Origin of the sequence: Kineococcus radiotolerans SRS30216 = ATCC BAA-149 (genome assembly GCF_000017305.1) — a bacterium.
Lineage (GTDB): Bacteria > Actinomycetota > Actinomycetes > Actinomycetales > Kineococcaceae > Kineococcus > Kineococcus radiotolerans.
Window position 1 is genome coordinate 4,060,716 of record NC_009664.2, and the last position, 21,328, is coordinate 4,082,043.

Below are 21,328 nucleotides of genomic sequence, written 5' to 3' on the forward strand. Positions count from 1 at the left end.
GGGTACTCATCGCTGAGCACCCTGGAGGGGCGGGAAGAACGGCGGGAAGTGCGGGGGAGCGCTCTCGTCGGCGTCGACCTCGCGGCGCCAGGGTAACCCAGCCGCCGTCGTCACGTGCGGCTCCTCGGCGTCCGGGTGAACGGCTTGACGTTCTCCGATGGCAACGTTAACAATGAACTCACCAGTTCCACCAGATCGTCAGATCGCACTGCTGCCGGGCGCTGGGACGAGGAAGCTCGAGCCCCGCAGCGAACCACCCCCCCAGCGCCACCCGGCGCGCAGCAGAGTGCCCCACGAGCCCCTTCGTGCGGCCTTTCACGAGGTACAGAGGAGTTCCGCCGTGATGAAACGTCGCAGTGCCCTTGCCGTCTTCGGTGCCGGCCTCGCCCTGACCCTGGCCGCCTGCGGCGGCGGCGGTGCCGGTACCGGCACCGACAGCGACGGTGGCGGTTCCTCCGCCAACCCCTCGGAGATCACCGTCGGCGTGGCGATGCCCACCCAGACGTCCGAGCGCTGGATCGCCGACGGCAAGAACGTCCAGGCGGGTCTGGAGAAGGCCGGCTACAAGGTCGACCTCCAGTACGCCAACGACGACATCCCGACGCAGGCGCAGCAGATCGACCAGATGATCACCAAGGGTGACAAGCTGCTCATCGTCGCCGCCATCGACGGCACCGCGCTCAGCAGCCAGCTGGCCAACGCCGCGGCCCAGGGCGTCAAGGTCATCTCCTACGACCGCCTCATCCGCGGTTCCGGCGACGTCGACTTCTACGTGTCGTTCGACAACTACAACGTCGGTGTGCAGCAGGGCACCTCGGTGCTCATGGGCCTCGGCCTGCTGAACCCCGACGGCTCCCCGGGGACCGCGACCGGCCCCTTCAACGTGGAGCTGTTCGCCGGTTCGCTCGACGACAACAACGCCCAGTTCTTCTGGGACGGCGCGATCGACACCCTGCAGCCGTTCATCGACAAGGGCCAGATCGTCGTCAAGTCCGGCCAGACGAAGATCGACCAGGCCGCCATCCTGCGCTGGCAGCAGGAGACCGCGCAGAAGCGCATGGAGGACCTGCTCACCTCCGCCTACAACGACGGCAGCAAGGTCGACGGCGTGCTCTCGCCCTACGACGGCATCTCCCGCGGCATCATCACCGCCCTGCAGAACGCCGGCTACGGCGGCAGCGGGACGCCGATGCCGATCATCTCCGGCCAGGACGCCGAGATCGCCTCCGTCAAGCTCATCAACGACGGCGTGCAGTACGCGACCGTGTTCAAGGACACCCGCAAGCTCGCCGACGAGGCCGTCAAGGCCGCCAGCGCGATGGTCGAGGGCAAGGAGCCCGAGGCGAACGACACCGAGACGTACGACAACGGCGTCAAGGTCGTCCCCTCCTTCCTGCTCGAGTCCGAGATCGTCACCAAGGACAACGTGAAGTCCGCGCTCGTCGACACGGGCTACTACACCCAGGCCGAGGTCGACGCCGGCAAGGCCAGCTGACCCACCACGACGCTTCCCGCCCCGGTCTCGACCGGGGCGGGATCCGTGGTGTCCGGCGGAAACCCCCCACCCAGAACGAGGGACGACGGTTCACCGATGACCGACAACACCCAAGCGACGCAGCCCAACATCCTGGAGATGCGTTCCATCACCAAGACCTTCCCCGGGGTCAAGGCGCTGTCCGACGTCTCGCTGTCGGTCCGACGCGGTGAGGTCCACGCCATCTGCGGCGAGAACGGCGCGGGCAAGTCGACCCTGATGAAGGTCCTCTCGGGCGTGTACCCGTACGGGACCTACGAGGGTGAGATCCACTTTGACGGCCAGCTCTCGCAGTTCTCCGGCATCGCCGACAGCGAGAAGTCCGGCATCGCGATCATCCACCAGGAACTCGCCCTGGTCCCGTACCTGTCGGTCGCGGAGAACCTGTTCCTCGGCAACGAGATCAAGGGTCGCGGCGGTCTCATCGACTGGAACCGCACCAACGGCGAGGCCTCGAAGCTGCTCAACCGCGTCGGCCTGCACGAGAACCCCACCACGCCCATCGGCCAGCTCGGTGTCGGCAAGCAGCAGCTGGTGGAGATCGCCAAGGCGATCAGCAAGGACGTGCGGCTGCTCATCCTCGACGAGCCGACCGCGGCGCTGAACGACAACGACTCCGCGCACCTGCTGGACCTCCTGCGCCAGCTGCGCTCGGAGGGCATGACCTGCATCATGATCTCGCACAAGCTGAACGAGATCGAGGCCATCTCCGACTCGGTGACGATCATCCGCGACGGCCGGACGATCGAGACCCTGGACATGCGCGCCGACGCCGTGACCGAGGACCGCATCATCCGCGGCATGGTCGGGCGCGACCTGGACAGCCGCTACCCCGAGCGCGAGTCCCACCCCGGCGAGGAGGTCCTCCGGATCGAGGACTGGACCGTGGGCCACCCCGTGCAGGACCGTCTGGTCGTCGACCACGCGAACCTCTCGGTGCGCGCCGGCGAGGTCGTCGGCATCGCGGGTCTCATGGGCGCCGGGCGCACCGAGCTCGCCATGAGCGTCTTCGGCCGCAGCTACGGCCGCTACCTCGGCGGGTCGCTGTACAAGCGGGGCAAGCCGATCCAGAGCCGCAACGTCGGCGAGGCGATCCGCAACGGTCTGGCCTACGCCACCGAGGACCGCAAGAAGTACGGCCTGAACCTCATCGACGACATCAAGCGCAACGTCTCCGCGGCGGCGCTCGGCAAGCTCACCCGGGGTGGCTTCGTCGACGCCAACGAGGAGATCAAGGTCGCCGAGGACAGCAAGCGGAGCATGAACATCAAGGCTCCGACCGTCACCGCGCTGACCGGCAAGCTCTCGGGCGGCAACCAGCAGAAGGTCGTCCTGTCGAAGTGGATCTACTCCGACCCCGACGTCCTCATCCTCGACGAACCCACCCGCGGCATCGACGTCGGCGCGAAGTACGAGATCTACACGATCATCAACCGGCTGGTGGCCGCCGGCAAGGCCGTCATCGTCATCTCCTCGGAACTGCCCGAGCTCCTCGGCATCTGCGACCGCATCTACACCCTCAACGCCGGTCGGATCACCGGTGAGGTCCCGATCGCGGAGGCCTCGCAGGAGAGCCTCATGGTCCTCATGACCAAGGACCGCGGCGCCTCGGCCGGATCCACCGACCCGAGCCCCACCCCTCCGTCCCCGACCGCCCAGACACCGCAGGAGCACACCGCATGAGCGGCTCTACCCTGACCAAGCAGGGATCGTCCGCGCCGACGCCGAAGACGGGCAGCGCGAACCCCTTCCTGGCCATCACCCAGAACCTGCGCGAGAGCGGGATCTACATCGCGTTCGTCGTGGTGGTGCTGCTCTTCGCGGTGCTCACCGACGGCCTGTCGCTGAGCCCGGGCAACATCACCAACATCGTGCTGCAGTACTCGTACGTGCTGGTGCTGGCGATCGGCATGCTGATCGTCATCGTCGCCGGTCACATCGACCTGTCGGTCGGGTCGGTGGTGGCCCTCACCGGGGCGGTCTCGGCTCAGCTGGTCATCGGTTCCAGCCAGCCCTGGTGGGTCGGCATCCTCGCCGCCCTCGGCGTCGGCATCGTCATCGGCGCCTGGCAGGGCTTCTGGGTCGCCTTCATCGGCATCCCCGCGTTCATTGTGACCCTGGCCGGCATGCTGCTCTTCCGCGGCCTGACCTTCTACGTCCTGGACAACGTCTCGCTCTCGCCGTTCCCGGCGGAGTACGGCAAGGTCGCGACGGGCTTCTCCAACGGCCTCATCGGCGGCAACGGCTACGACGCCTTCACGCTGCTCATCGGCGCCCTCGCCGTCGCCGGCTTCGCCGTCGCCCAGGTCCGCACCCGCGTCGCCAAGGTCCGCTACCAGCAGGTCGTGGACGCGCTGCCGCTGTTCGTCCTGAAGATCGTCGGCGTCGGCGTCGTCGTCATGGCCTTCGCCTGGCAGCTCGCCCACAGCCGCGGTCTGCCCTACGTCCTCATCATCCTGGCCGTCCTCATCCTGGCCTACGCCACGATCATGAAGTCGTCGGTCTTCGGCCGTCAGGTCTACGCCATCGGCGGGAACCTGGCCGCGGCCCAGCTCTCCGGGGTGAACGTCCGCCGGGTGAACTTCTGGATCTTCGTCAACATGGGCTTCCTGGCCGCCGTGGCGGGCGTGATCTTCTCCTCGCGCTCCAACGGGGCCCAGCCCAGCGCCGGCAACAGCTTCGAGCTCGACGCCATCGCCGCGGCCTTCATCGGCGGCGCCGCCGTCACCGGCGGTGTCGGCAAGATCCAGGGCGCGATGATCGGTGGTCTGCTCGTCGGCGTCATCTCTAACGGGATGCAGTTGCTGAACGTCGACCAGTCCCTGCAGCAGGTCATCAAGGGCCTGGTGCTGCTGCTCGCCGTCGCCTTCGACGTCTACAACAAGCGTCGCGGCGGGGTGCGCTGACCCCCGGTCCCACCACGCACCACCTCGACGCAGGGCCCGACCGGACCGCTCCGGTCGGGCCCTGCGTCGTCCCCGCGGGCCCGTAGGGTCACCCCGTGCTGAGAGTGGGCCTCACGGGGGGCATCGGAGCGGGGAAGTCGACGGTGGCCCGGGCCCTGGCGGGCCTGGGGGCGGTGGTCGTCGACGCCGACGTCCTGGCCCGCGAGGTCGTCGCCCGCGGGACCCCGGGCCTGGCCGCCGTGGTCGAGCGCTTCGGTCCCGGGGTCCTGACCCCCGCGGGCGACCTCGACCGCCCCGCCCTGGGACGCCGGGTCTTCGCCGACCCCGAGGCCCGCGCGGCGCTGAACGCGGTCGTGCACCCGCTGGTGGCGGCCCGGCGGGCCGAGCTGGTCGCCGCGGCCCCGGCGGACGCGGTCGTCGTGGAGGACGTCCCGCTGCTGGTGGAGACCGGCGCCGCCGCGGGCCTGCCGCTGGTCGTGGTCGTCGAGGCCCCCGCCGCGGAGCGGGTGCGGCGGCTGGTCGAGGACCGCGGGATGGACGAGGCCGACGCCCGCGCCCGCCTCGCGGCCCAGGCCACCGACGCCGAGCGCCGCGCCGCCGCCGACGTGCTGCTGCCCAACCCCCGCCGCCCGGCGGGGGAGCCGGACCCGCTGCCCGGTCTCGTCGAGGCGCTGTGGCGCGACCGGCTGCTCCCCTTCGAGGCCAACCTGCGGGCCGGCCGGCCCGCGGCCCGCGGCCCCGTCCCGGAGCGCGACCCCGGCTGGGCGGCGGCGGGGGAGCGGGCCCGCGCCCGGATCGCCCGGGTGGCGGGGGAGCGGGCCCTGGAGGTGCGGCACACCGGGCCGACCGCCGCGCCGGGCCGGCGCGCGCCCGACGTGATCGACGTCGAGGTCCTCGTGGGCGACCTCGCGACGGCGGGCGCCGTGGCCGACGACCTGCGGGCCGCCGGGCTGGTGCGCCGGCCGGCACCCCCCGGGGCCGGGGAGGTCCTGGCGTCCTCCGCGGACCCCGGCCGCGCGGTGGACTGCCGCTTGCGGCCGGTGCCCCCGCGCTGAGGGGCTCGTGTCGGAGGGCCCGCCTAGGCTTCGGCCCATGCGGCCGACGACAGACATCGAGCGCCGGGTGGCGCCCTTCGAGGTGGTCTCCGAGTTCTCCCCCTCCGGGGACCAGCCCACGGCCATCGCCGAGCTCGCCCGGCGGGTGAACGCCGGGGAGCAGGACGTCGTGCTGCTCGGCGCGACCGGCACCGGCAAGTCGGCGACGACGGCCTGGCTCATCGAGCAGGTCCAGCGCCCCACCCTGGTCATGGCGCCGAACAAGACCCTCGCCGCGCAGCTGGCCAACGAGTTCCGCGAGCTGCTGCCCCACAACGCCGTCGAGTACTTCGTCTCCTACTACGACTACTACCAGCCCGAGGCCTACGTCCCGCAGTCCGACACCTACATCGAGAAGGACTCCTCGATCAACGAGGAGGTCGAGCGGCTGCGGCACTCGGCGACGAACTCGCTGCTGACCCGTCGCGACGTCGTCGTCGTGGCCACCGTCTCCTGCATCTACGGCCTGGGCACCCCGCAGGAGTACGTGGACCGCATGACCGCGCTCAAGGTCGGCATGACGATGGACCGCGACGAGCTGCTGCGGAAGTTCGTGGGGGAGCAGTACACCCGCAACGACCTCGCCTTCACCCGGGGGACCTTCCGGGTGCGCGGGGACACCGTGGAGATCATCCCGGTGTACGAGGAGCACGCGATCCGCATCGAGTTCTTCGGCGACGAGATCGACAAGCTCTACACCCTCAACCCGCTGACGGGGGAGGTGCTGCGCGAGGAGCAGCACGTCTACATCTTCCCCGCCTCGCACTACGTGGCCGGCCCCGAGCGGCTGGAGCGCGCGGTGGGCAGCATCGAGGCCGAGCTGGAGCAGCGGCTGGCCGAGCTGGAGCAGCAGGGCAAGCTGCTGGAGGCGCAGCGCCTGCGCATGCGCACCACCTACGACCTGGAGATGCTGCGTCAGGTCGGGTCCTGCTCGGGCATCGAGAACTACTCCCGCCACTTCGACAACCGTCCCCCCGGTTCGGCCTCGAACACGCTGCTGGACTACTTCCCCGAGGACTTCCTCCTCGTCATCGACGAGTCGCACGTCACCGTCCCCCAGATCGGCGGCATGTACGAGGGCGACATGTCCCGCAAGCGCACGCTGGTGGACTTCGGGTTCCGGCTGCCCAGCGCGATGGACAACCGCCCCCTGCGCTGGGAGGAGTTCCTCGAGCGCACCGGTCAGACGGTCTACCTGTCGGCCACCCCGGGCAAGTACGAGCTCTCCCGCGGCAAGGGCGTCGTCGAGCAGATCATCCGCCCCACGGGCCTGGTGGACCCGCAGGTCGTGGTGAAGCCCACCAAGGGCCAGATCGACGACCTGCTGCACGAGATCCGCCTGCGCACCGACAAGGACGAGCGCGTCCTGGTGACGACGCTGACCAAGAAGATGGCCGAGGACCTCACCGACTACTTCCTCGACCAGGGGGTGCGGGTGCGCTACCTGCACTCCGACATCGACACCCTGCGCCGGGTGGAGCTGCTGCGGGAGCTGCGCCAGGGCGAGTACGACGTCCTGGTCGGCATCAACCTCCTGCGCGAGGGCCTCGACCTGCCCGAGGTGTCGCTGGTGGCGATCCTCGACGCCGACAAGGAGGGCTTCCTGCGCTCGGCGACGTCGCTGGTCCAGACCATCGGCCGCGCGGCCCGCAACGTGTCGGGCGAGGTGCACATGTACGCCGACCGGATCACCCCGTCGATGGCCCAGGCCATCGACGAGACCAACCGCCGCCGCGAGAAGCAGGTCGCGTACAACCGGGAGAGGGGCGTCGACCCGATGCCGCTGCGCAAGCGGATCGCCGACATCACCGACCTCATCGCCCGTGAGGACGCCGACACCGCCGAGCTGCTCGCCGCGGCCCAGGGCGGCGGCGGTCGCGCCCAGTCCCGGGGCAAGGCGCCGACCCCCGGCGGCGGCAGGACCCGCAAGGGGGCCCGGGAGGAGGCGGGGCAGTCCCGGCCCGGCCTGCCCCAGGCCGACCTGGCCCAGCTCATCCAGGAGCTGACCGACCAGATGCACTCCGCGGCGGCCGAGCTGCAGTTCGAGCTCGCCGCCCGGTTGCGCGACGAGGTCGGCGACCTGAAGAAGGAGCTGCGCGGGATGCGTTCGGCCCAGGGGGCCTGACGCGCGGGCCGGCCGCCCCTTCCCCGGGCGGCCGGCCCGGCCGGACCGGGGTCAGTGCGGCGGCAGGCCCGGGACGGGGGAGACGCTGCCGGTGTCGGTGAGGTGCCCCAGCAGGGTCTCGCTGATCTCGCGCAGCTGATCCACCTGGGCGGGGGTGAGCAGATCGAAGAGGTTGCGGCGCACCGTCTCCACGTGGCCGGGGGCCGCTGCGGCCAGGGCGGCGAACCCCTCGTCGGTGAGCACCGCGAGGTAGCCGCGGCCGTCGGTGGGGCAGGCCTCGCGGCGGATCCAGCCGCGCTCCTCCATGCGCGCCACCGCGTGCGAGACGCGGCTGCGGGAGGACAGCGAGGACTCCGCGAGCTCGCTCATCCGCAGCGAGCGGCCCGGGGACTCCGACAGCCGCACCAGCATCTCGTAGTAGGTCAGCACGATCCCGGAGTCCTGCTGCAGCTGGCGGTCGAAGCGGTCCACCAGGAGCTGGACCGCCGAGAGGAAGGTGCGCCAGGTGACCTGCTCCTCGTCGTCGAGCCAGCGCGTCGGGTCGGGCGCCGCGGGGGCGTCTTCCCGCTGCGCGGTGGGGTCGTCGTCCACGAGCGTGCCGGGCAGTGCCATGCCCCGAGGATAGGCATTGCTCTCAACCACCTGCGTCCACCCAACGGTGGACCCCGACGGGGGGCCGTCGTCCGAACGGCGTCCGAACACCGCCGCGGGCTCCTGTCGGAGGGGGCGCCTAGGGTTGGGGCGTGGCCTCTCGCACTCCCTCCTCCAGCCCGCGCGCCTCGACGGCCCGCACGCCCAAGGCACCCCGCACCGCGGCCAGCGCCGCCACGCGGACGGTGGCCTCCGCGCGGGTGGCCGACGACCGCCTGGTCGTGCGCGGCGCGCGCGAGCACAACCTCAAGAACGTCTCCGTCGACCTGCCCCGCGACAGCCTCGTCGTCTTCACCGGCCTGTCCGGCTCGGGGAAGTCCTCGCTGGCCTTCGACACGATCTTCGCCGAGGGTCAGCGCCGCTACGTGGAGTCGCTCTCCGCCTACGCCCGCCAGTTCCTGGGGCAGATGGACAAGCCCGACGTCGACTTCATCGAGGGGCTCTCGCCGGCGGTCTCCATCGACCAGAAGTCGACCTCGCGCAACCCCCGCTCCACGGTCGGCACCATCACCGAGGTCTACGACTACCTGCGCCTGCTCTACGCCCGCGCCGGGCGCCCGCACTGCCCCGTCTGCGGCGAGCCGGTCGGGCGCCAGACCCCCCAGCAGATCGTGGACCAGCTGCTGGAGATGCCCGAGGGCACCCGCTTCCAGGTCCTCGCGCCCATGGTGCGCGACCGCAAGGGCGAGTACGCCGACCTCTTCCGGGAGCTGCAGACCAAGGGCTTCGCCCGCGCGCGCGTCGACGGCGAGGTCGTCGCCCTCGACAACCCGCCCACGCTGTCGAAGAAGCTCAAGCACACCATCGAGGTCATCGTCGACCGCCTCGTGCTCAAGGACGGCGTGAAGCGCCGCCTCACCGACTCCGTCGAGACCGCCCTGCTGCTCTCCTCCGGGCTGCTGGTGGCCGACCTCGTCGACGTCGAGGGCCCCGAGGGGGAGCGCCGCTTCTCCGAGAAGATGGCCTGCCCCAACGAGCACCCCCTCGACATCGACGACATCGAACCGCGCTCGTTCTCCTTCAACGCCCCCTTCGGCGCCTGCCCGGAGTGCTCCGGCATCGGCACCCAGCTCGAGGTCGACCCCGAGCTCGTGGTGCCCGACGAGGACCTCTCCCTGGCCGAGGGGGCCATCGCGCCCTGGGCCAGCGGCTCCGCCGACTACTTCCAGCGGCTGATGACCGCGCTGGCCGAGGACCTGTCGTTCTCCATGGACGCCCCGTGGCGGGCGCTGCCCAAGCGGGCCAAGGACGCGCTGCTGCGCGGCAAGGACCACGAGGTCCACGTCCGCTACAAGAACCGCTGGGGCCGGGAGCGCTCCTACTCCACCGGGTTCGAGGGCGTCATCGACTTCGTCAAGCGCCGCCACGGCGAGACGGAGTCGGACTCCAGCAAGGAGCGCTACGAGGGGTACATGCGCGAGACGCCGTGCCCGGCCTGCCACGGCGCCCGGCTCAAGCCCTCGATCCTGGCCGTCAAGGTCGGGGACCGCTCCATCTCTGAGGTCTGCGCGATGCCGATCGACGAGTGCGCGACGTTCCTGGGCGCGCTGCAGCTCTCCACGCGGGAGAAGCGGATCGCGGCGCAGGTCCTCAAGGAGATCCAGGCCCGCCTGGGGTTCCTGCTCGACGTCGGCCTGGACTACCTCTCCCTGGACCGCCCCGCGGGGACGCTGTCGGGCGGGGAGGCCCAGCGCATCCGGCTGGCGACCCAGATCGGCTCCGGCCTCGTCGGGGTCCTCTACGTCCTCGACGAGCCGAGCATCGGGCTGCACCAGCGCGACAACCGCCGCCTCATCGACACCCTGACCCGCCTGCGCGACCTGGGCAACACCCTCATCGTCGTCGAGCACGACGAGGACACCGTGCGGGTCGCGGACTGGATCGTCGACTTCGGTCCCGGGGCGGGCGAGCGCGGCGGGGAGGTCGTGCACTCCGGCGACTTCCAGGGCCTGCTGGAGAACCCGCGCTCCCTGACGGGGCAGTACCTGTCGGGGGCGCGCGCCATCGAGACCCCCGAGCAGCGGCGTCCCGTCGACCCCGACCGCAAGCTCGTGGTCACCGGGGCGCGGCAGAACAACCTCAAGGACGTCACGGTCGAGTTCCCGCTGGGCTGCCTCGTCGGGGTCACCGGCGTGTCCGGGTCGGGCAAGTCGACGCTGGTCAACGACATCCTCTACACGGTGCTGGCCAACCAGCTCAACGGCGCGCGCCGGGTCCCGGGCCGGCACAAGGCGGTCAAGGGGCTGGAGCACCTGGACAAGGTGGTCCACGTCGACCAGAGCCCCATCGGGCGCACCCCGCGCTCCAACCCGGCGACGTACACGGGGGTGTTCGACCACATCCGCAAGCTGTTCGCCTCCGCCCCGGAGGCCAAGCTGCGCGGCTACCAGGCCGGTCGCTTCTCCTTCAACGTCAAGGGCGGTCGCTGCGAGGCGTGCTCGGGCGACGGGACGCTGAAGATCGAGATGAACTTCCTGCCCGACGTGTACGTCCCCTGCGAGGTGTGCCACGGGGCCCGGTACAACCGCGAGACCCTCGAGGTGCACTTCAAGGGCAAGACGATCGCCGAGGTCCTCGACATGCCCATCGAGGAGGCGAAGGATTTCTTCGCCGCGGTGCCGGCGATCTCGCGGTTCATGACGACCCTCACCGAGGTGGGCCTGGGCTACGTCCGGCTGGGGCAGCCGGCCACGACGCTGTCCGGCGGGGAGGCCCAGCGCGTCAAGCTCGCCTCCGAGCTGCAGCGCCGCTCCAACGGCCGGACGATCTACGTCCTGGACGAGCCGACGACGGGGCTGCACTTCGAGGACATCCGCCGCCTCCTCGGGGTCGTGCAGGGGCTGGTGGACAAGGGCAACAGCGTCCTGGTCATCGAGCACAACCTCGACGTCATCAAGTCCGCGGACTGGCTGGTGGACATGGGTCCCGAGGGCGGCAACGGCGGCGGCACCGTGGTGGCCTGCGGCACCCCCGAGGAGGTCGCGGGGCACCCGGGCAGCTACACGGGGCAGTTCCTGGCCGAGGTGCTGGGGACGCCGAAGGCCGCCGCGACCCGCCGGGGGCGGGCCCGCGCGAGCTGACCCCGGCGAGCGCGTGCGGGCGATCGGGACTGCGCACAGTCCCGATCGTCTACTCCCCGTAGTGGTTTCGCGGAGGATGCGGGTACCGCTCGTCACCGTTCGAGAGCGCTCCGTGTTTCTTCCGTGGCGATCGGATATTCCCCGCCGGGGCGTCCCCGCGGCTGCCACACTCCTGGTGATCACGTCCAGGAACCGGGGGGTCCCTGGGCGGCAGAGCGCCACGAGGGGGACGGATGACCGAGACCAGCACGACCAGCCCGGTGACCACGCTCGGGGCGGTGCCCCGCCCCCGGGCCGCGGACGCCGCCCCGGCCCTGGAGGCCGCGCGCCGCGGGGTGCGCTGGTTGCAGGGATCCGGCATCCAGAGCCCCACCGGGGGGTACCGCTCCTGGTTCGACCGCGACGCGGCCGTGTACCCCTTCGAGTACTCCGAGGTCACCGGCTACCAGGTCACGCTCTCGGCCTGGCTGGCCGCCCGCGGCGACACGACCGTCGCGCGGACCGCCCTGGCCGACGCCGACCGCGCCGTGCGGTGGCTGGCCTCCGCCGTCCAGCCCGTCCCGGGGGCCTTCCGCTGCCTGGACGCCTCAGCCGCCGTCGGCCGCTTCGCCGGCAAGGCCGACCGGCTCTACACCTTCGACGCCGGGATCATCCTGCAGGGTCTCGTCGCCCACCACGTCGCGACCGGCGACGACCTCGCCCGCCGCACCGCTCTCGACACCGGCGAGTGGCTGCTGCGGCACGTCGACGCCACCGGTGCGGTCCAGCCGTGGCCGGCGACCCCGCAGGCCGGGCGCTGGCAGGACGCGCCCGGCGACTGGTCGACCCGTCCCGGCGTGCACCACGCCAAGATCGGCATCGGACTGGCCGCCCTCGGCGACCTCACCGGTGACCAGCGCTACACCCGCGCCGCCGTGGCGGTCTGCGAGGACGCCCTGCGCTCGCAGCTGCCCTCGGGGCGCTTCGTCACCAACCCCGTCGCGGGCAGCACGAACGTCCACCCGCACAGCTACGCCGCGGAGGCGCTGTGGGCGGTCGGGACCGCGACCGGCCGCGACGACCTGGTCGCCGCCTCCGAGCGCGCGGCGCTGTGGGCGCTGGCCACGACCGACCGCGACGGCCTCCCCCCTCGCCGCTACGGCGTGACCGGGACCGGGGCGGTCTCCGCGGTGCGCCACCCCCGGGTGGACGGGGTCGCCCAGGTCCTGCGGCTGGCCGCGCTGCACTCCGCGCACGGCACCCGCGCCGCGCAGCGCCTCGTCGCGGCCCTGCTCGAGCACCAGGTCGACGCCCCGGAGGAACCCCGCGCGCACGGCGGGTTCGTCTTCGGCGCCGGTACCGACGGCACCCCGCTGCCGCACGCCAACGTGTGGGTCACGGCCTTCGCCGTGCAGGCCCTCGTCCTCGCCGCCGGGGAGCGCCGCGACACCGCGGTGCTCGACTGGCGCCACCTCGTCTGACCGGGGACGCCAGGTGGCCCGGATCCTCCTGCTCATGACCCGACCGCTGGCCGGCGCCGGCGGTCGCGGTCTGGTGCTGCGCACCATCGTCGACTCCCTCGCCGGGGCCGGCCACGACGTCGTCTGCGCCGTCGTCGGCGGGCCGCGGACGCCGGTCCCGGTGGACCGTTCCGTCGCCACCCACCGCCTGCCCGACGTCCGCTGGTGGGAGGTGGCCGGGTCCTCCGCCCGCCGCCGGGGCCTGCGCTCGTTCAACGAGCGGCTCTACCACTCACCCCGCGTCGCGCGGGAGGTCCGCCGGCTCGTCGCCCTGGAGCGCATCGACGCCGTCGTGGCCGACGGGGTGCGCCTCGCCGCGTACGCCGAGGACTCCGGACGCCCCTGGTTCGTCGACCTCGACGACCTGCTGTCGGACCGCTACGACCTGTGGCGCTCGCGGGACCTGGACCTGCACCAGCTGCTGGGGCACCGCCGGCCCACGTCGCGGCTGGCCGCGGCCGCGCTGCGCCGGGTTCCGGTCCGCCGGGTGCTGGCCCTGGAGGCGCGGCGCTTGCGCGAGCGCGAGGACGTCCTCGCCCGCACCGCGCACGGGACGTCGCTGGTGTCCCCGATCGAGGCCGAGCGGCTGTCCGTGCGGGCCGGGGCCGAGGTGCGGTCGCTGCCGATGGCGGTCACCGCCGACGTCCGGCGGACCTGGACCCCGGGGGCACCGCTGGACCGGCGGCTGGCCTTCCCGGGCTCGCTGACGGCCTTCGCCAACGAGGAGGCCGTCCGCTGGTGGCTGGACGAGCTCGAGCCGGCGTTGCGGGCGAACGGGCTGCACGGGTGGGAGCTGCACGTCTTCGGCGAGGTGCCCGACGCGGTCCGCCCGCGGGTGCAGGCGCCCTCGGTGGTGCTGCGGGGAGCCTTCGACCGCACCGCGCTGCACGCCGAGCTCGTCCAGCACTCCTTCCTGCTGGCCCCGCAGCGCGAGGCGCTGGGACTGACGGTGAAGGTCGTCGAGGCGGCCGTGCTCGGGCTGGTGCCGTTGACGACACCGCAGGGGGCCTCGGGCATGGCGGTCGCGGACGGGGAGCAGTTGCTGCTCTTCCGCGACGGCGAGGGGCTGGCCCGTGCGCTGGCCACCCTCGAGCGCTGGGCGGACGAGGGCGGGACGCGCACGACCGAGCTGGCCGAGCGGGCCCGCGCGTGGGCGCGGGCGAGCTTCGCCGCGGAGGTGCTGACCCGGCGCTGGGGCGCCGTGGTGGACGGACTGCTGGCCGGGCGCGAGGGCGTGACCGGCGGGGAACGACTGGGGGAGGACGACATGGGGCAGAGGAGCACGAGGTGAGCGCTCCCGCGGTGGAGGACGTGACCGGTCGCGAGGGGACGGACCAGCCGGTCGTCGTCATCGGTGCGGGGCCGGCCGGGCTGGCCGCCGCCGAGCACCTGCTGGACGCGGGGGTCCAGGTCGTCGTCGTCGACGGCGCCCCCGCGGTCGGAGGGCTCTCCCGCTCGATCGAGCTCTGGGGGCACCGCTTCGACCTGGGCCCGCACAGCTTCCTCTCCGACTCCCACCCGGAGTCGGTCGCCCGCTGGCTGGACCTCGCCGGGGCCGTCGGCGGGGTCGAACGCACCGAGGCGGTGCGCTCGGCCGTCTGGCGGGGCCGGGTCGTGGGCTTCCCGCCCAGTCCCGCGCAGGTGCTGCGCACCGTCGGCGCGCTCGGCGCGGCCCGCCTCGCCGGGGGCCGGGTCGCGGCGACCCTGGACCGCCGGGGCCCCGCGGCCACCGCCCACGAGGCGCTCGTCGCCCGCCACGGGCGAGCCGTCGTCGAGGAACTGTTCGTGCCCTACACCCGCAAGTACCTGGGCGCTCACCCCCGCGAGCTGTCGGCCGCCTTCGCCGACAAGCTGCAGGGCACCCGCCGCGGCTGGAGCGGTCCCGTGGACCTGCTGACCCCCCGCGAGGGCACCGGGGCGGTGTGGGAGGAGCTGGCCCGCCGGCTGCGCGCCCGCGGCGCGCGGATCCTGCTGGACACCCGGGTGGTGGGCCTCAGCACCAGCGGCACCCGGGTCACCGGGGTCCAGGTCCGCGACGCGGGTGCGGAGTTCGGCATCGGGGCCCGTGCCGTGGTCTCCAGCGTCCCGGCGCCGGTGCTGCTGCGCTGGCTGCCCGGTACCCGGGCTCCGGCCGGCCCGGCGCTGCGCAGCCGCGACACCCACCTCGTCCACCTGCTGGTGGAGGGCCCGGTCGGGCAGGACAGCCACTACGTCACCGCCTACGACGAGTCGCTGCGGGTGGGACGCCTCACCAACACCCGCGTCTGGCGGCCCGGCACCTTCCGCGACGAGCCCCGCACCGCGCTGTGCGCGGAGTTCTGGAGCTCGGGCGACGACGACCTCGCCGCCAGGTCCGACCACGAGCTGGCCCAGCTGGCGGTCAGCGAGTTGCCGGCCTTCGGAGTGGACCCCCGGGTGCGGGTCCTGGACCACCACGTGCTGCGCCTGCCGCGCAGCGTCCCCGTCCTGACCTTGGGGGTGGAGGCGGCGCGCGCGGACGTCGACGAGCAGCTGGACCGCTTCGTCAACCTCGCCCGCGTCGGCCGGCACGGCCGCCACGACTGGGACGGTCAGGAGGACTCCCTGCTCACCGGGCGCAGCATCGGCGCGCACGTCCTCACCGCGGACGCCTGACGCAGCCGCCGCCTCGCCGAGGCGGGCGGCCGAGCGGGCCACCCGCCCGGCCGTCCGCCGGGCGTCTCCGGTCGCGCGGTTCCCGTCCGGGCCATCCCGGTGGTCGAGCGGGTGACCTCGCCGGCGCCGGAAGCGATCTGCGCGACGTCGCGCGCCACCTCCCGCGTCGCCGGTGCGGCCGCCTCCGGCCTCGAGGACCACCCCGTGGCCGCCGCGGCGTTGCGGAACCACCGCGGTCGACGGCGGCGCCTGAGCCCGGGCGCCCTCAGAAGGGCGCGACGAGCTTCACGATCGACTCCACGACGACCCGGCTGGCCGATCCGTCCCCGTAGGGGGAGGGCACGTCCCGCAGCGCCTGCGGGTCCTCGGCCAGCGCCGCGCGCACGGCCGCGCCCAGGCGCAGGCCGCCGGGCACCAGGGAGGCGAAGGTCCCCATCACCTCGGGGCGCTCGGTGGAGCGGCGCACCACGACGAGGCGCTTCTTGAGGACGCTGACCTCCTCCTGGACCCCGCCGGAGTCGGACACCACGAGCCGGGCCCGCTCCAGCAGGGCCAGGAACTGCGCGGGCGGCTGCGGGGCGATGACGGTGAACGCGTCGACGAGGTCGCCCAGGCCGTCGCGGCGCATGCGGTCCAGGGTGCGCGGGTGGGCGGGGAACACCACCGGCAGCCCGTCCGCGACGACGGCCTGCAGCTCGCCGAACACCTGGCGGAGCACGTCGGGGTTGTCCGCGTTCTCCGGGCGGTGCAGCGTCAGGAGCAGGTACCGCGCGGGCAGTCCCAGCTCGGCGAGGACGCGGTCGCGCTCCGCGGCCGGGGGCAGCAGGTGCTGCACCGACTCCACGACGGTGTTGCCGGTGAGCAGGATGCGCTCGTCGGCGATGCCCTCGGCGCGCAGGTGGGCGACGGCGGTCGCGGTGGGGGCGCAGCACAGGTCGGCGAGGTGGTCGATGAGGACCCGGTTGTGCTCCTCGGGCATCCGCCGGTCGAAGCTGCGCAACCCCGCCTCGACGTGCACCAGCGGCAGGTCGGCTGCGTTCGCGGCCAGCGCGCCGGCCAGCGCCGCGGTGGTGTCGCCCTGCACGACGACGCAGGAGGGCCGGTGCCGGGCGAAGGTCTCGTCCAGGGCCGCGACGGCGGCTCCCAGCTGCTGCCCGCGGGAGGACCCGCCCACCCCCAGGGCGACGGGTTCGGTGCCGAAGCCCAGCTGCGCGGTCACGTCCGACCACAGCGCGGCGTCGTAGTGCTGGCCGGTGTGGACCAGCAGGCCCGCTGAGCCCAGCCGGCGCACGACCTCGGCCAGCTTGATGGCCTCCGGCCGGGTGCCCAGCACCACGGCCACCGGTCCCGGCGCCCCCTCACCCACCGGGAACCCGAGCGGGCGTCGCAGCGCGGTGCGCTCCGGGGCGGGCAGGGAGGAGGACGCGATCGTCGGGGTGGCCACGGGGGGACGCTAGACCGGCGCCCGCCCGTTGCGGGCCGAATTTCGGCGGACACGGGTCGACGTCACGCGGTGCGCTCATCCGTTGTTGCACAACGTCATCGACGGTGGACCGGGAGTGCTCCATCGGGACGGGCCGCCACCGCGGCGGGACCTCCGGGGGTACCTGTCCGAACCGCGACCTAACCTCATAGCCGTGCCCGACCCCGCCACCTACCGCCCCAGGCCGGGGGAGATCCCCGTCGAACCCGGGGTGTACCGCTTCCGCGACCCGCACGGCCGCGTCATCTACGTCGGCAAGGCCAAGAGCCTGCGCGCGCGGTTGTCCAACTACTTCCAGGACCTCTCCGCGCTGCACCCGCGCACGATGGCCATGGTCACCACCGCCGCCAGCGTCGAGTGGACCGTGGTGGCCACCGAGGTCGAGGCGCTGCAGCTGGAGTACTCCTGGATCAAGGAGTTCGACCCGCGGTTCAACGTCAAGTACCGCGACGACAAGTCCTACCCCTACCTCGCCGTCACCATGGGCGAGGAGGTCCCGCGCGTGCAGGTCATGCGCGGGGCCAAGCGCAAGGGCACCCGCTACTTCGGGCCCTACACCCACGCCTGGGCCATCCGCGAGACCGTCGACCTGCTGCTGCGCGTCTTCCCCGTCCGCACCTGCTCCACCGGGGTCTACAAGCGCGCCGGCCAGGTCGGGCGGCCCTGCCTGCTCGGGTACATCGACAAGTGCTCCGCGCCCTGCGTCGGCAAGATCGACGCCGAGGAGCACCGCGCGCTCGCCCAGGACTTCTGCGACTTCATGGCCGGCAACACCCAGAAGTTCGTCCGCCGCACCGAGCGGGAGATGAAGGCCGCCGCGGCCGAGATGGACTACGAGCGCGCCGCCCGGCTGCGCGACGACCTCGGGGCCCTGACCAAGGCGCTGGAGAAGTCCGCCGTCGTCCTGCCCGACGCCACCGACGCCGACGTCTTCGCCATCGCCGACGACGAGCTCGAGGCCGCCGTCCAGGTCTTCCACGTCCGCGGCGGTCGCGTGCGGGGCCAGCGCGGCTGGGTCTCGGAGAAGGTCGAGGACGTCGACACCCCCCAGCTCGTCGAGCAGCTCCTGCTGCAGGTCTACGGCGGGGAGACCGGCGAGGGCGTGCCCCGCGAGGTCCTCGTCCCCGAGTTGCCCGCCACCGTCGAGGCCGACGTCGAGGACTGGCTCTCGGAGCTGCGCGGTTCCCGCGTGGACCTGCGGGTGCCCCAGCGCGGGGACAAGCGGGCCCTGATGGAGACGGTGCAGCGCAACGCCACCCAGGCGCTCGCCCTGCACAAGACCCGCCGCGGCGGGGACCTGACCACCCGCAGCCAGGCCCTCCAGGAGCTGCAGGAGGCCCTCGGCCTCGACGAGGCCCCGCTGCGCATCGAGTGCTACGACGTCTCCCACACCCAGGAGACCAACGTCGTCGCCTCCATGGTCGTCTTCGAGGACGGCCTGCCCAAGAAGGCCGACTACCGCCGCTTCGCCGTGCGCGGGGAGGAGGGCGGGGTCGACGACACCCGCGCCATGCGCGAGGTCCTGCTGCGCCGCTTCCGCCGGGTGCGCGCCGACGACGCGCGGGACCAGCCCCCCGGCGCGACCCGCGACGAGCGCATCACCGAGGGCGAGGACGGCACCGAGGTCGAGACCTCCGGCGCGGTCGGCGGGGAGGTCCTGGCCGGCATCGACCCCGACACCGGCCGGCCCCGCCGCTTCGCCTACACCCCCCAGCTCGTCGTCGTCGACGGCGGCCAGCCCCAGGTGGAGGCCGCCGCCCGCGCCCTGGCCGACGCCGGCGTCGTCGACGTCGCTCTCTGCGGGCTGGCCAAGCGCCTCGAGGAGGTCTGGCTGCCCGGGGAGGCGCACCCCGTCGTGCTGCCCCGCACCAGCCCCGGGCTGTTCCTGCTGCAGCGGGTCCGCGACGAGGCCCACCGCTTCGCCATCACCTACCACCGCTCCAAGCGCAGCAAGGCCATGACGACCAGCGCCCTGGACGGGGTGCCCGGTCTGGGGCAGGCCCGCAAGACGGCGCTCCTGCGCCACTTCGGGTCGGTCAAGAAGCTGCGGGCCGCGACCGCCGAGGAGGTCGCGGCCGTGCCCGGGATGGGTCCGCGCACGGCCCGGGCCGTCGTGGAGGCGCTGGCGGGCGGTGCGCCGGAGTCGTCGGCGCCCGCGGTGAACACGGCCACGGGGGAGCTCCTCGACTGAGGCCGGGACGCAGCGTGAGGGGGCGACGACGAGGCGTGCTGGCCTCGTCGCGGGCGACACGCCCGGGATGACAGGATGGCCCGGTGCAGGACGCGGCGGGCAGGGACAGGGATCCGGCGGTGGAGGTGGAGCGGCCACGCCGCCCCGAGCTCCTCATCATCACCGGCATGTCGGGGGCCGGGCGGTCCACCACGGGCAAGGCCCTGGAGGACCTCGGCTGGTACGTCGTGGACAACCTGCCCCCGCAGATGCTCGAACCCCTGGCCGAGCTCACCGCCCGCGCCGGGCTGACCATCCCCCGCCTGGCCGTGGTCGTCGACGTCCGCGGCCGGACGTTCTTCGCCGAGCTCACCGGTGCCCTGGCCGCCCTGGACACCCGCCACGTCTCCCCGCGGGTCCTGTTCCTCGACGCCACCGACGAGGTCCTCGTCCGCCGCTTCGAGTCCGTGCGCCGCCCCCACCCCCTGCAGGGCGACGACCGCATCGTCGACGGCATCGCCCGCGAGCGCGCCCTCACCGGGGAGCTGCGCGCCCGCGCCGACGTCGTCGTCGACTCCAGCTCCTTCAACGTCCACCAGCTCGGCTCGCTCGTGGCCTCCCTCTTCGAGTCCGAGCGCGACGAGGACCTGCGCGTCACCGTCATGAGCTTCGGGTTCAAGTACGGCACCCCCGCCGACGCCGAGCACGTCGCCGACGTGCGGTTCATCCCCAACCCGCACTGGGAACCCGACCTGCGCCCGCTCACCGGCCAGGACGTCCCCGTCGCCGAGTTCGTCCTCGCCGCCGAGGGCGCGGGCACCTTCATCGACCGCTACGAGTCCTCGCTGAGCCCCGTCTTCGACGGCTACCGCCGGGAGAACAAGCGCTACGCCACCGTCGCGTTCGGCTGCACCGGCGGCAAGCACCGCTCCGTGGCCATGGCCGAGGAGCTCGGCCGCCGGCTGCGCCGCGACGGGGTCCCCGTGCGCGTCCTGCACCGCGACCTGGGCCGGGAGTGAGCCCCCTGCCCGAGCACGTGCACCCCTCGTCCACGAGCTTCCCGACGGGCCTGATCCCCACCGTGGGGGCCGCGGGCCTCCCCGGCACCCCCGGCTCGGGCGCCGCTCCGGCCGTCGTCGCCCTGGGCGGGGGCCACGGGCTGTCCGCCTCGCTGTCCGCCCTGCGCCACCTCACCGACCGGCTCACCGCCGTCGTCACCGTCGCCGACGACGGGGGCTCCTCGGGCCGCCTGCGCCGGGAGCTCGGCGGGCTGCCCCCCGGGGACCTGCGGATGGCGCTGTCGGCGCTGTGCGACGACTCCGAGTGGGGCCGCACCTGGCGCGACGTGCTGCAGCACCGCTTCACCAGCGAGGGGTCCCTGCACCAGCACGCCACCGGCAACCTGCTCATCGCCACCCTCTGGGAGCTGCTCGGCGACGAGGTCGCCGGCCTGGACTGGGTGGGCCGGCTGCTCGGCGCGCGCGGTCGGGTGCTGCCCATGGCCGCGGTCCCGCTGGACATCGAGGCCGACGTGCTCGGCCTCGTCCCCGGCGACCCCGGCGCCACCACGTCCGTGCGGGGTCAGGTCGCGGTCGCCTCCACCCCCGGCCAGGTCGCCGCCGTCCGCCTGGTCCCCGAGGACCCGCCGGTGCGCCCGGAGGTCGTGACCGCCATCGCCGAGGCCGACTGGGTCGTGCTCGGGCCGGGGTCGTGGTTCACCAGCGTGCTGCCGCACCTCATGGTCCCCGGCCTGCTCCGGGCGCTGACCAGCACCCGCGCCCGCACCTGCGTCACCCTCAACCTCGCCGTGCAGCCGGGGGAGACCGACGGGTTCAGCGCCGAGGCGCACCTGGAGGTCCTCGCCGCGCACGCCCCGGGGCTGGTGGTCGACGCCGTGGTGGCCGACCCGGTGGCCGTCGGCGACGTCGACGCGCTGGTCCGGGTGGCCGAGTCGCTGGGCGCGCAGGTGCTGCTGCGGACGGTGTCGGTGGGCGACGGGACCCCCCGCCACGACGCGCTGCGGCTGGCCGCGGCCTACCGTGACGTGTTCTCCGCCCCCGCCGGGCACGGCGCCGGGCGCGGGGGCGGGTGAGGTCGGTGGTGCAGGTGCGAGCGGGACAGGATCGAGGAGACTCACACGTGGCGACGGGGT

14 protein-coding genes are annotated in these 21,328 nt (G+C 73.2%); 12 read left to right on the top strand and 2 right to left on the bottom strand.

What is annotated here, in order from left to right; genetic code table 11:
* The first annotated feature begins 343 nt into the window (after positions 1-343).
* The 5 genes from chvE to uvrB all read left to right on the top strand — a co-directional run bounded on the left by chvE (position 344) and on the right by uvrB (position 7,659).
* Positions 344-1,495 (top strand): multiple monosaccharide ABC transporter substrate-binding protein, encoded by a 1,152-nt coding sequence (gene chvE / locus KRAD_RS19320; protein ID WP_012087344.1) that lies wholly within the window; start codon positions 344-346, stop codon positions 1,493-1,495.
* Positions 1,496-1,591: 96 nt separating this feature from the next.
* Positions 1,592-3,217, top strand: coding sequence for a multiple monosaccharide ABC transporter ATP-binding protein (mmsA, locus tag KRAD_RS19325; RefSeq protein WP_012087345.1), 1,626 nt, complete (start codon positions 1,592-1,594; stop codon positions 3,215-3,217).
* The gene (mmsB, locus tag KRAD_RS19330) at positions 3,214-4,440 is read left to right on the top strand and encodes a multiple monosaccharide ABC transporter permease (protein ID WP_012087346.1); all 1,227 of its coding nucleotides are present in this window, start codon (positions 3,214-3,216) and stop codon (positions 4,438-4,440) included. Before mmsA ends, mmsB begins: the two co-directional genes overlap by 4 nt.
* A gap of 95 nt (positions 4,441-4,535) precedes the next feature.
* Positions 4,536-5,495: a dephospho-CoA kinase gene (gene coaE / locus KRAD_RS19335; protein ID WP_012087347.1), complete on the top strand. Its 960-nt coding sequence runs from the start codon at positions 4,536-4,538 to the stop codon at positions 5,493-5,495.
* A gap of 37 nt (positions 5,496-5,532) precedes the next feature.
* Complete coding sequence (gene uvrB / locus KRAD_RS19340) at positions 5,533-7,659, top strand: excinuclease ABC subunit UvrB (protein ID WP_012087348.1); 2,127 nt, start codon at positions 5,533-5,535, stop codon at positions 7,657-7,659.
* A 51-nt stretch (positions 7,660-7,710) separates the two neighbouring features.
* Here uvrB and KRAD_RS27690 read toward each other — a convergent pair whose 3' ends face one another.
* Positions 7,711-8,271, bottom strand: a complete 561-nt coding sequence (locus KRAD_RS27690; protein ID WP_012087349.1) for a MarR family winged helix-turn-helix transcriptional regulator — start codon at positions 8,269-8,271, stop codon at positions 7,711-7,713.
* 224 nt (positions 8,272-8,495) lie between these two features.
* Here KRAD_RS27690 and uvrA point away from each other — a divergent pair, with 224 nt between their 5' ends.
* From uvrA to KRAD_RS19365, 4 genes are all read left to right on the top strand, one after another.
* On the top strand, positions 8,496-11,390 hold the full coding sequence (gene uvrA, locus KRAD_RS19350; RefSeq protein ID WP_157873965.1) for an excinuclease ABC subunit UvrA: 2,895 nt from the start codon (positions 8,496-8,498) through the stop codon (positions 11,388-11,390).
* Between the two features lie 233 nt (positions 11,391-11,623).
* Positions 11,624-12,850 (top strand): glycoside hydrolase family 127 protein, encoded by a 1,227-nt coding sequence (locus tag KRAD_RS19355; protein ID WP_012087351.1) that lies wholly within the window; start codon positions 11,624-11,626, stop codon positions 12,848-12,850.
* Positions 12,851-12,884: 34 nt separating this feature from the next.
* A complete protein-coding gene (locus KRAD_RS19360) occupies positions 12,885-14,180 on the top strand; it encodes a glycosyltransferase (protein WP_157873652.1) in 1,296 nt (431 codons plus the stop codon).
* The gene (locus KRAD_RS19365) at positions 14,177-15,523 is read left to right on the top strand and encodes an FAD-dependent oxidoreductase (protein WP_012087353.1); all 1,347 of its coding nucleotides are present in this window, start codon (positions 14,177-14,179) and stop codon (positions 15,521-15,523) included. Before KRAD_RS19360 ends, KRAD_RS19365 begins: the two co-directional genes overlap by 4 nt.
* A 265-nt stretch (positions 15,524-15,788) precedes the next feature.
* Here the strand turns inward: KRAD_RS19365 and wecB are convergent, their stop codons facing one another.
* Positions 15,789-16,967, bottom strand: coding sequence for a non-hydrolyzing UDP-N-acetylglucosamine 2-epimerase (gene wecB, locus KRAD_RS19370; protein ID WP_203417616.1), 1,179 nt, complete (start codon positions 16,965-16,967; stop codon positions 15,789-15,791).
* A gap of 193 nt (positions 16,968-17,160) precedes the next feature.
* On the opposite strand from wecB, the gene uvrC reads away from it, so the two are divergent.
* From uvrC to KRAD_RS19385, 3 genes are all read left to right on the top strand, one after another.
* Positions 17,161-19,197: an excinuclease ABC subunit UvrC gene (gene uvrC, locus KRAD_RS19375; RefSeq protein ID WP_041292224.1), complete on the top strand. Its 2,037-nt coding sequence runs from the start codon at positions 17,161-17,163 to the stop codon at positions 19,195-19,197.
* 83 nt (positions 19,198-19,280) lie between these two features.
* Complete coding sequence (gene rapZ, locus KRAD_RS19380) at positions 19,281-20,195, top strand: RNase adapter RapZ (protein ID WP_012087356.1); 915 nt, start codon at positions 19,281-19,283, stop codon at positions 20,193-20,195.
* 53 nt (positions 20,196-20,248) lie between these two features.
* Positions 20,249-21,268 (top strand): gluconeogenesis factor YvcK family protein, encoded by a 1,020-nt coding sequence (locus KRAD_RS19385; RefSeq protein WP_049821547.1) that lies wholly within the window; start codon positions 20,249-20,251, stop codon positions 21,266-21,268.
* Positions 21,269-21,328: the final 60 nt, after the last annotated feature.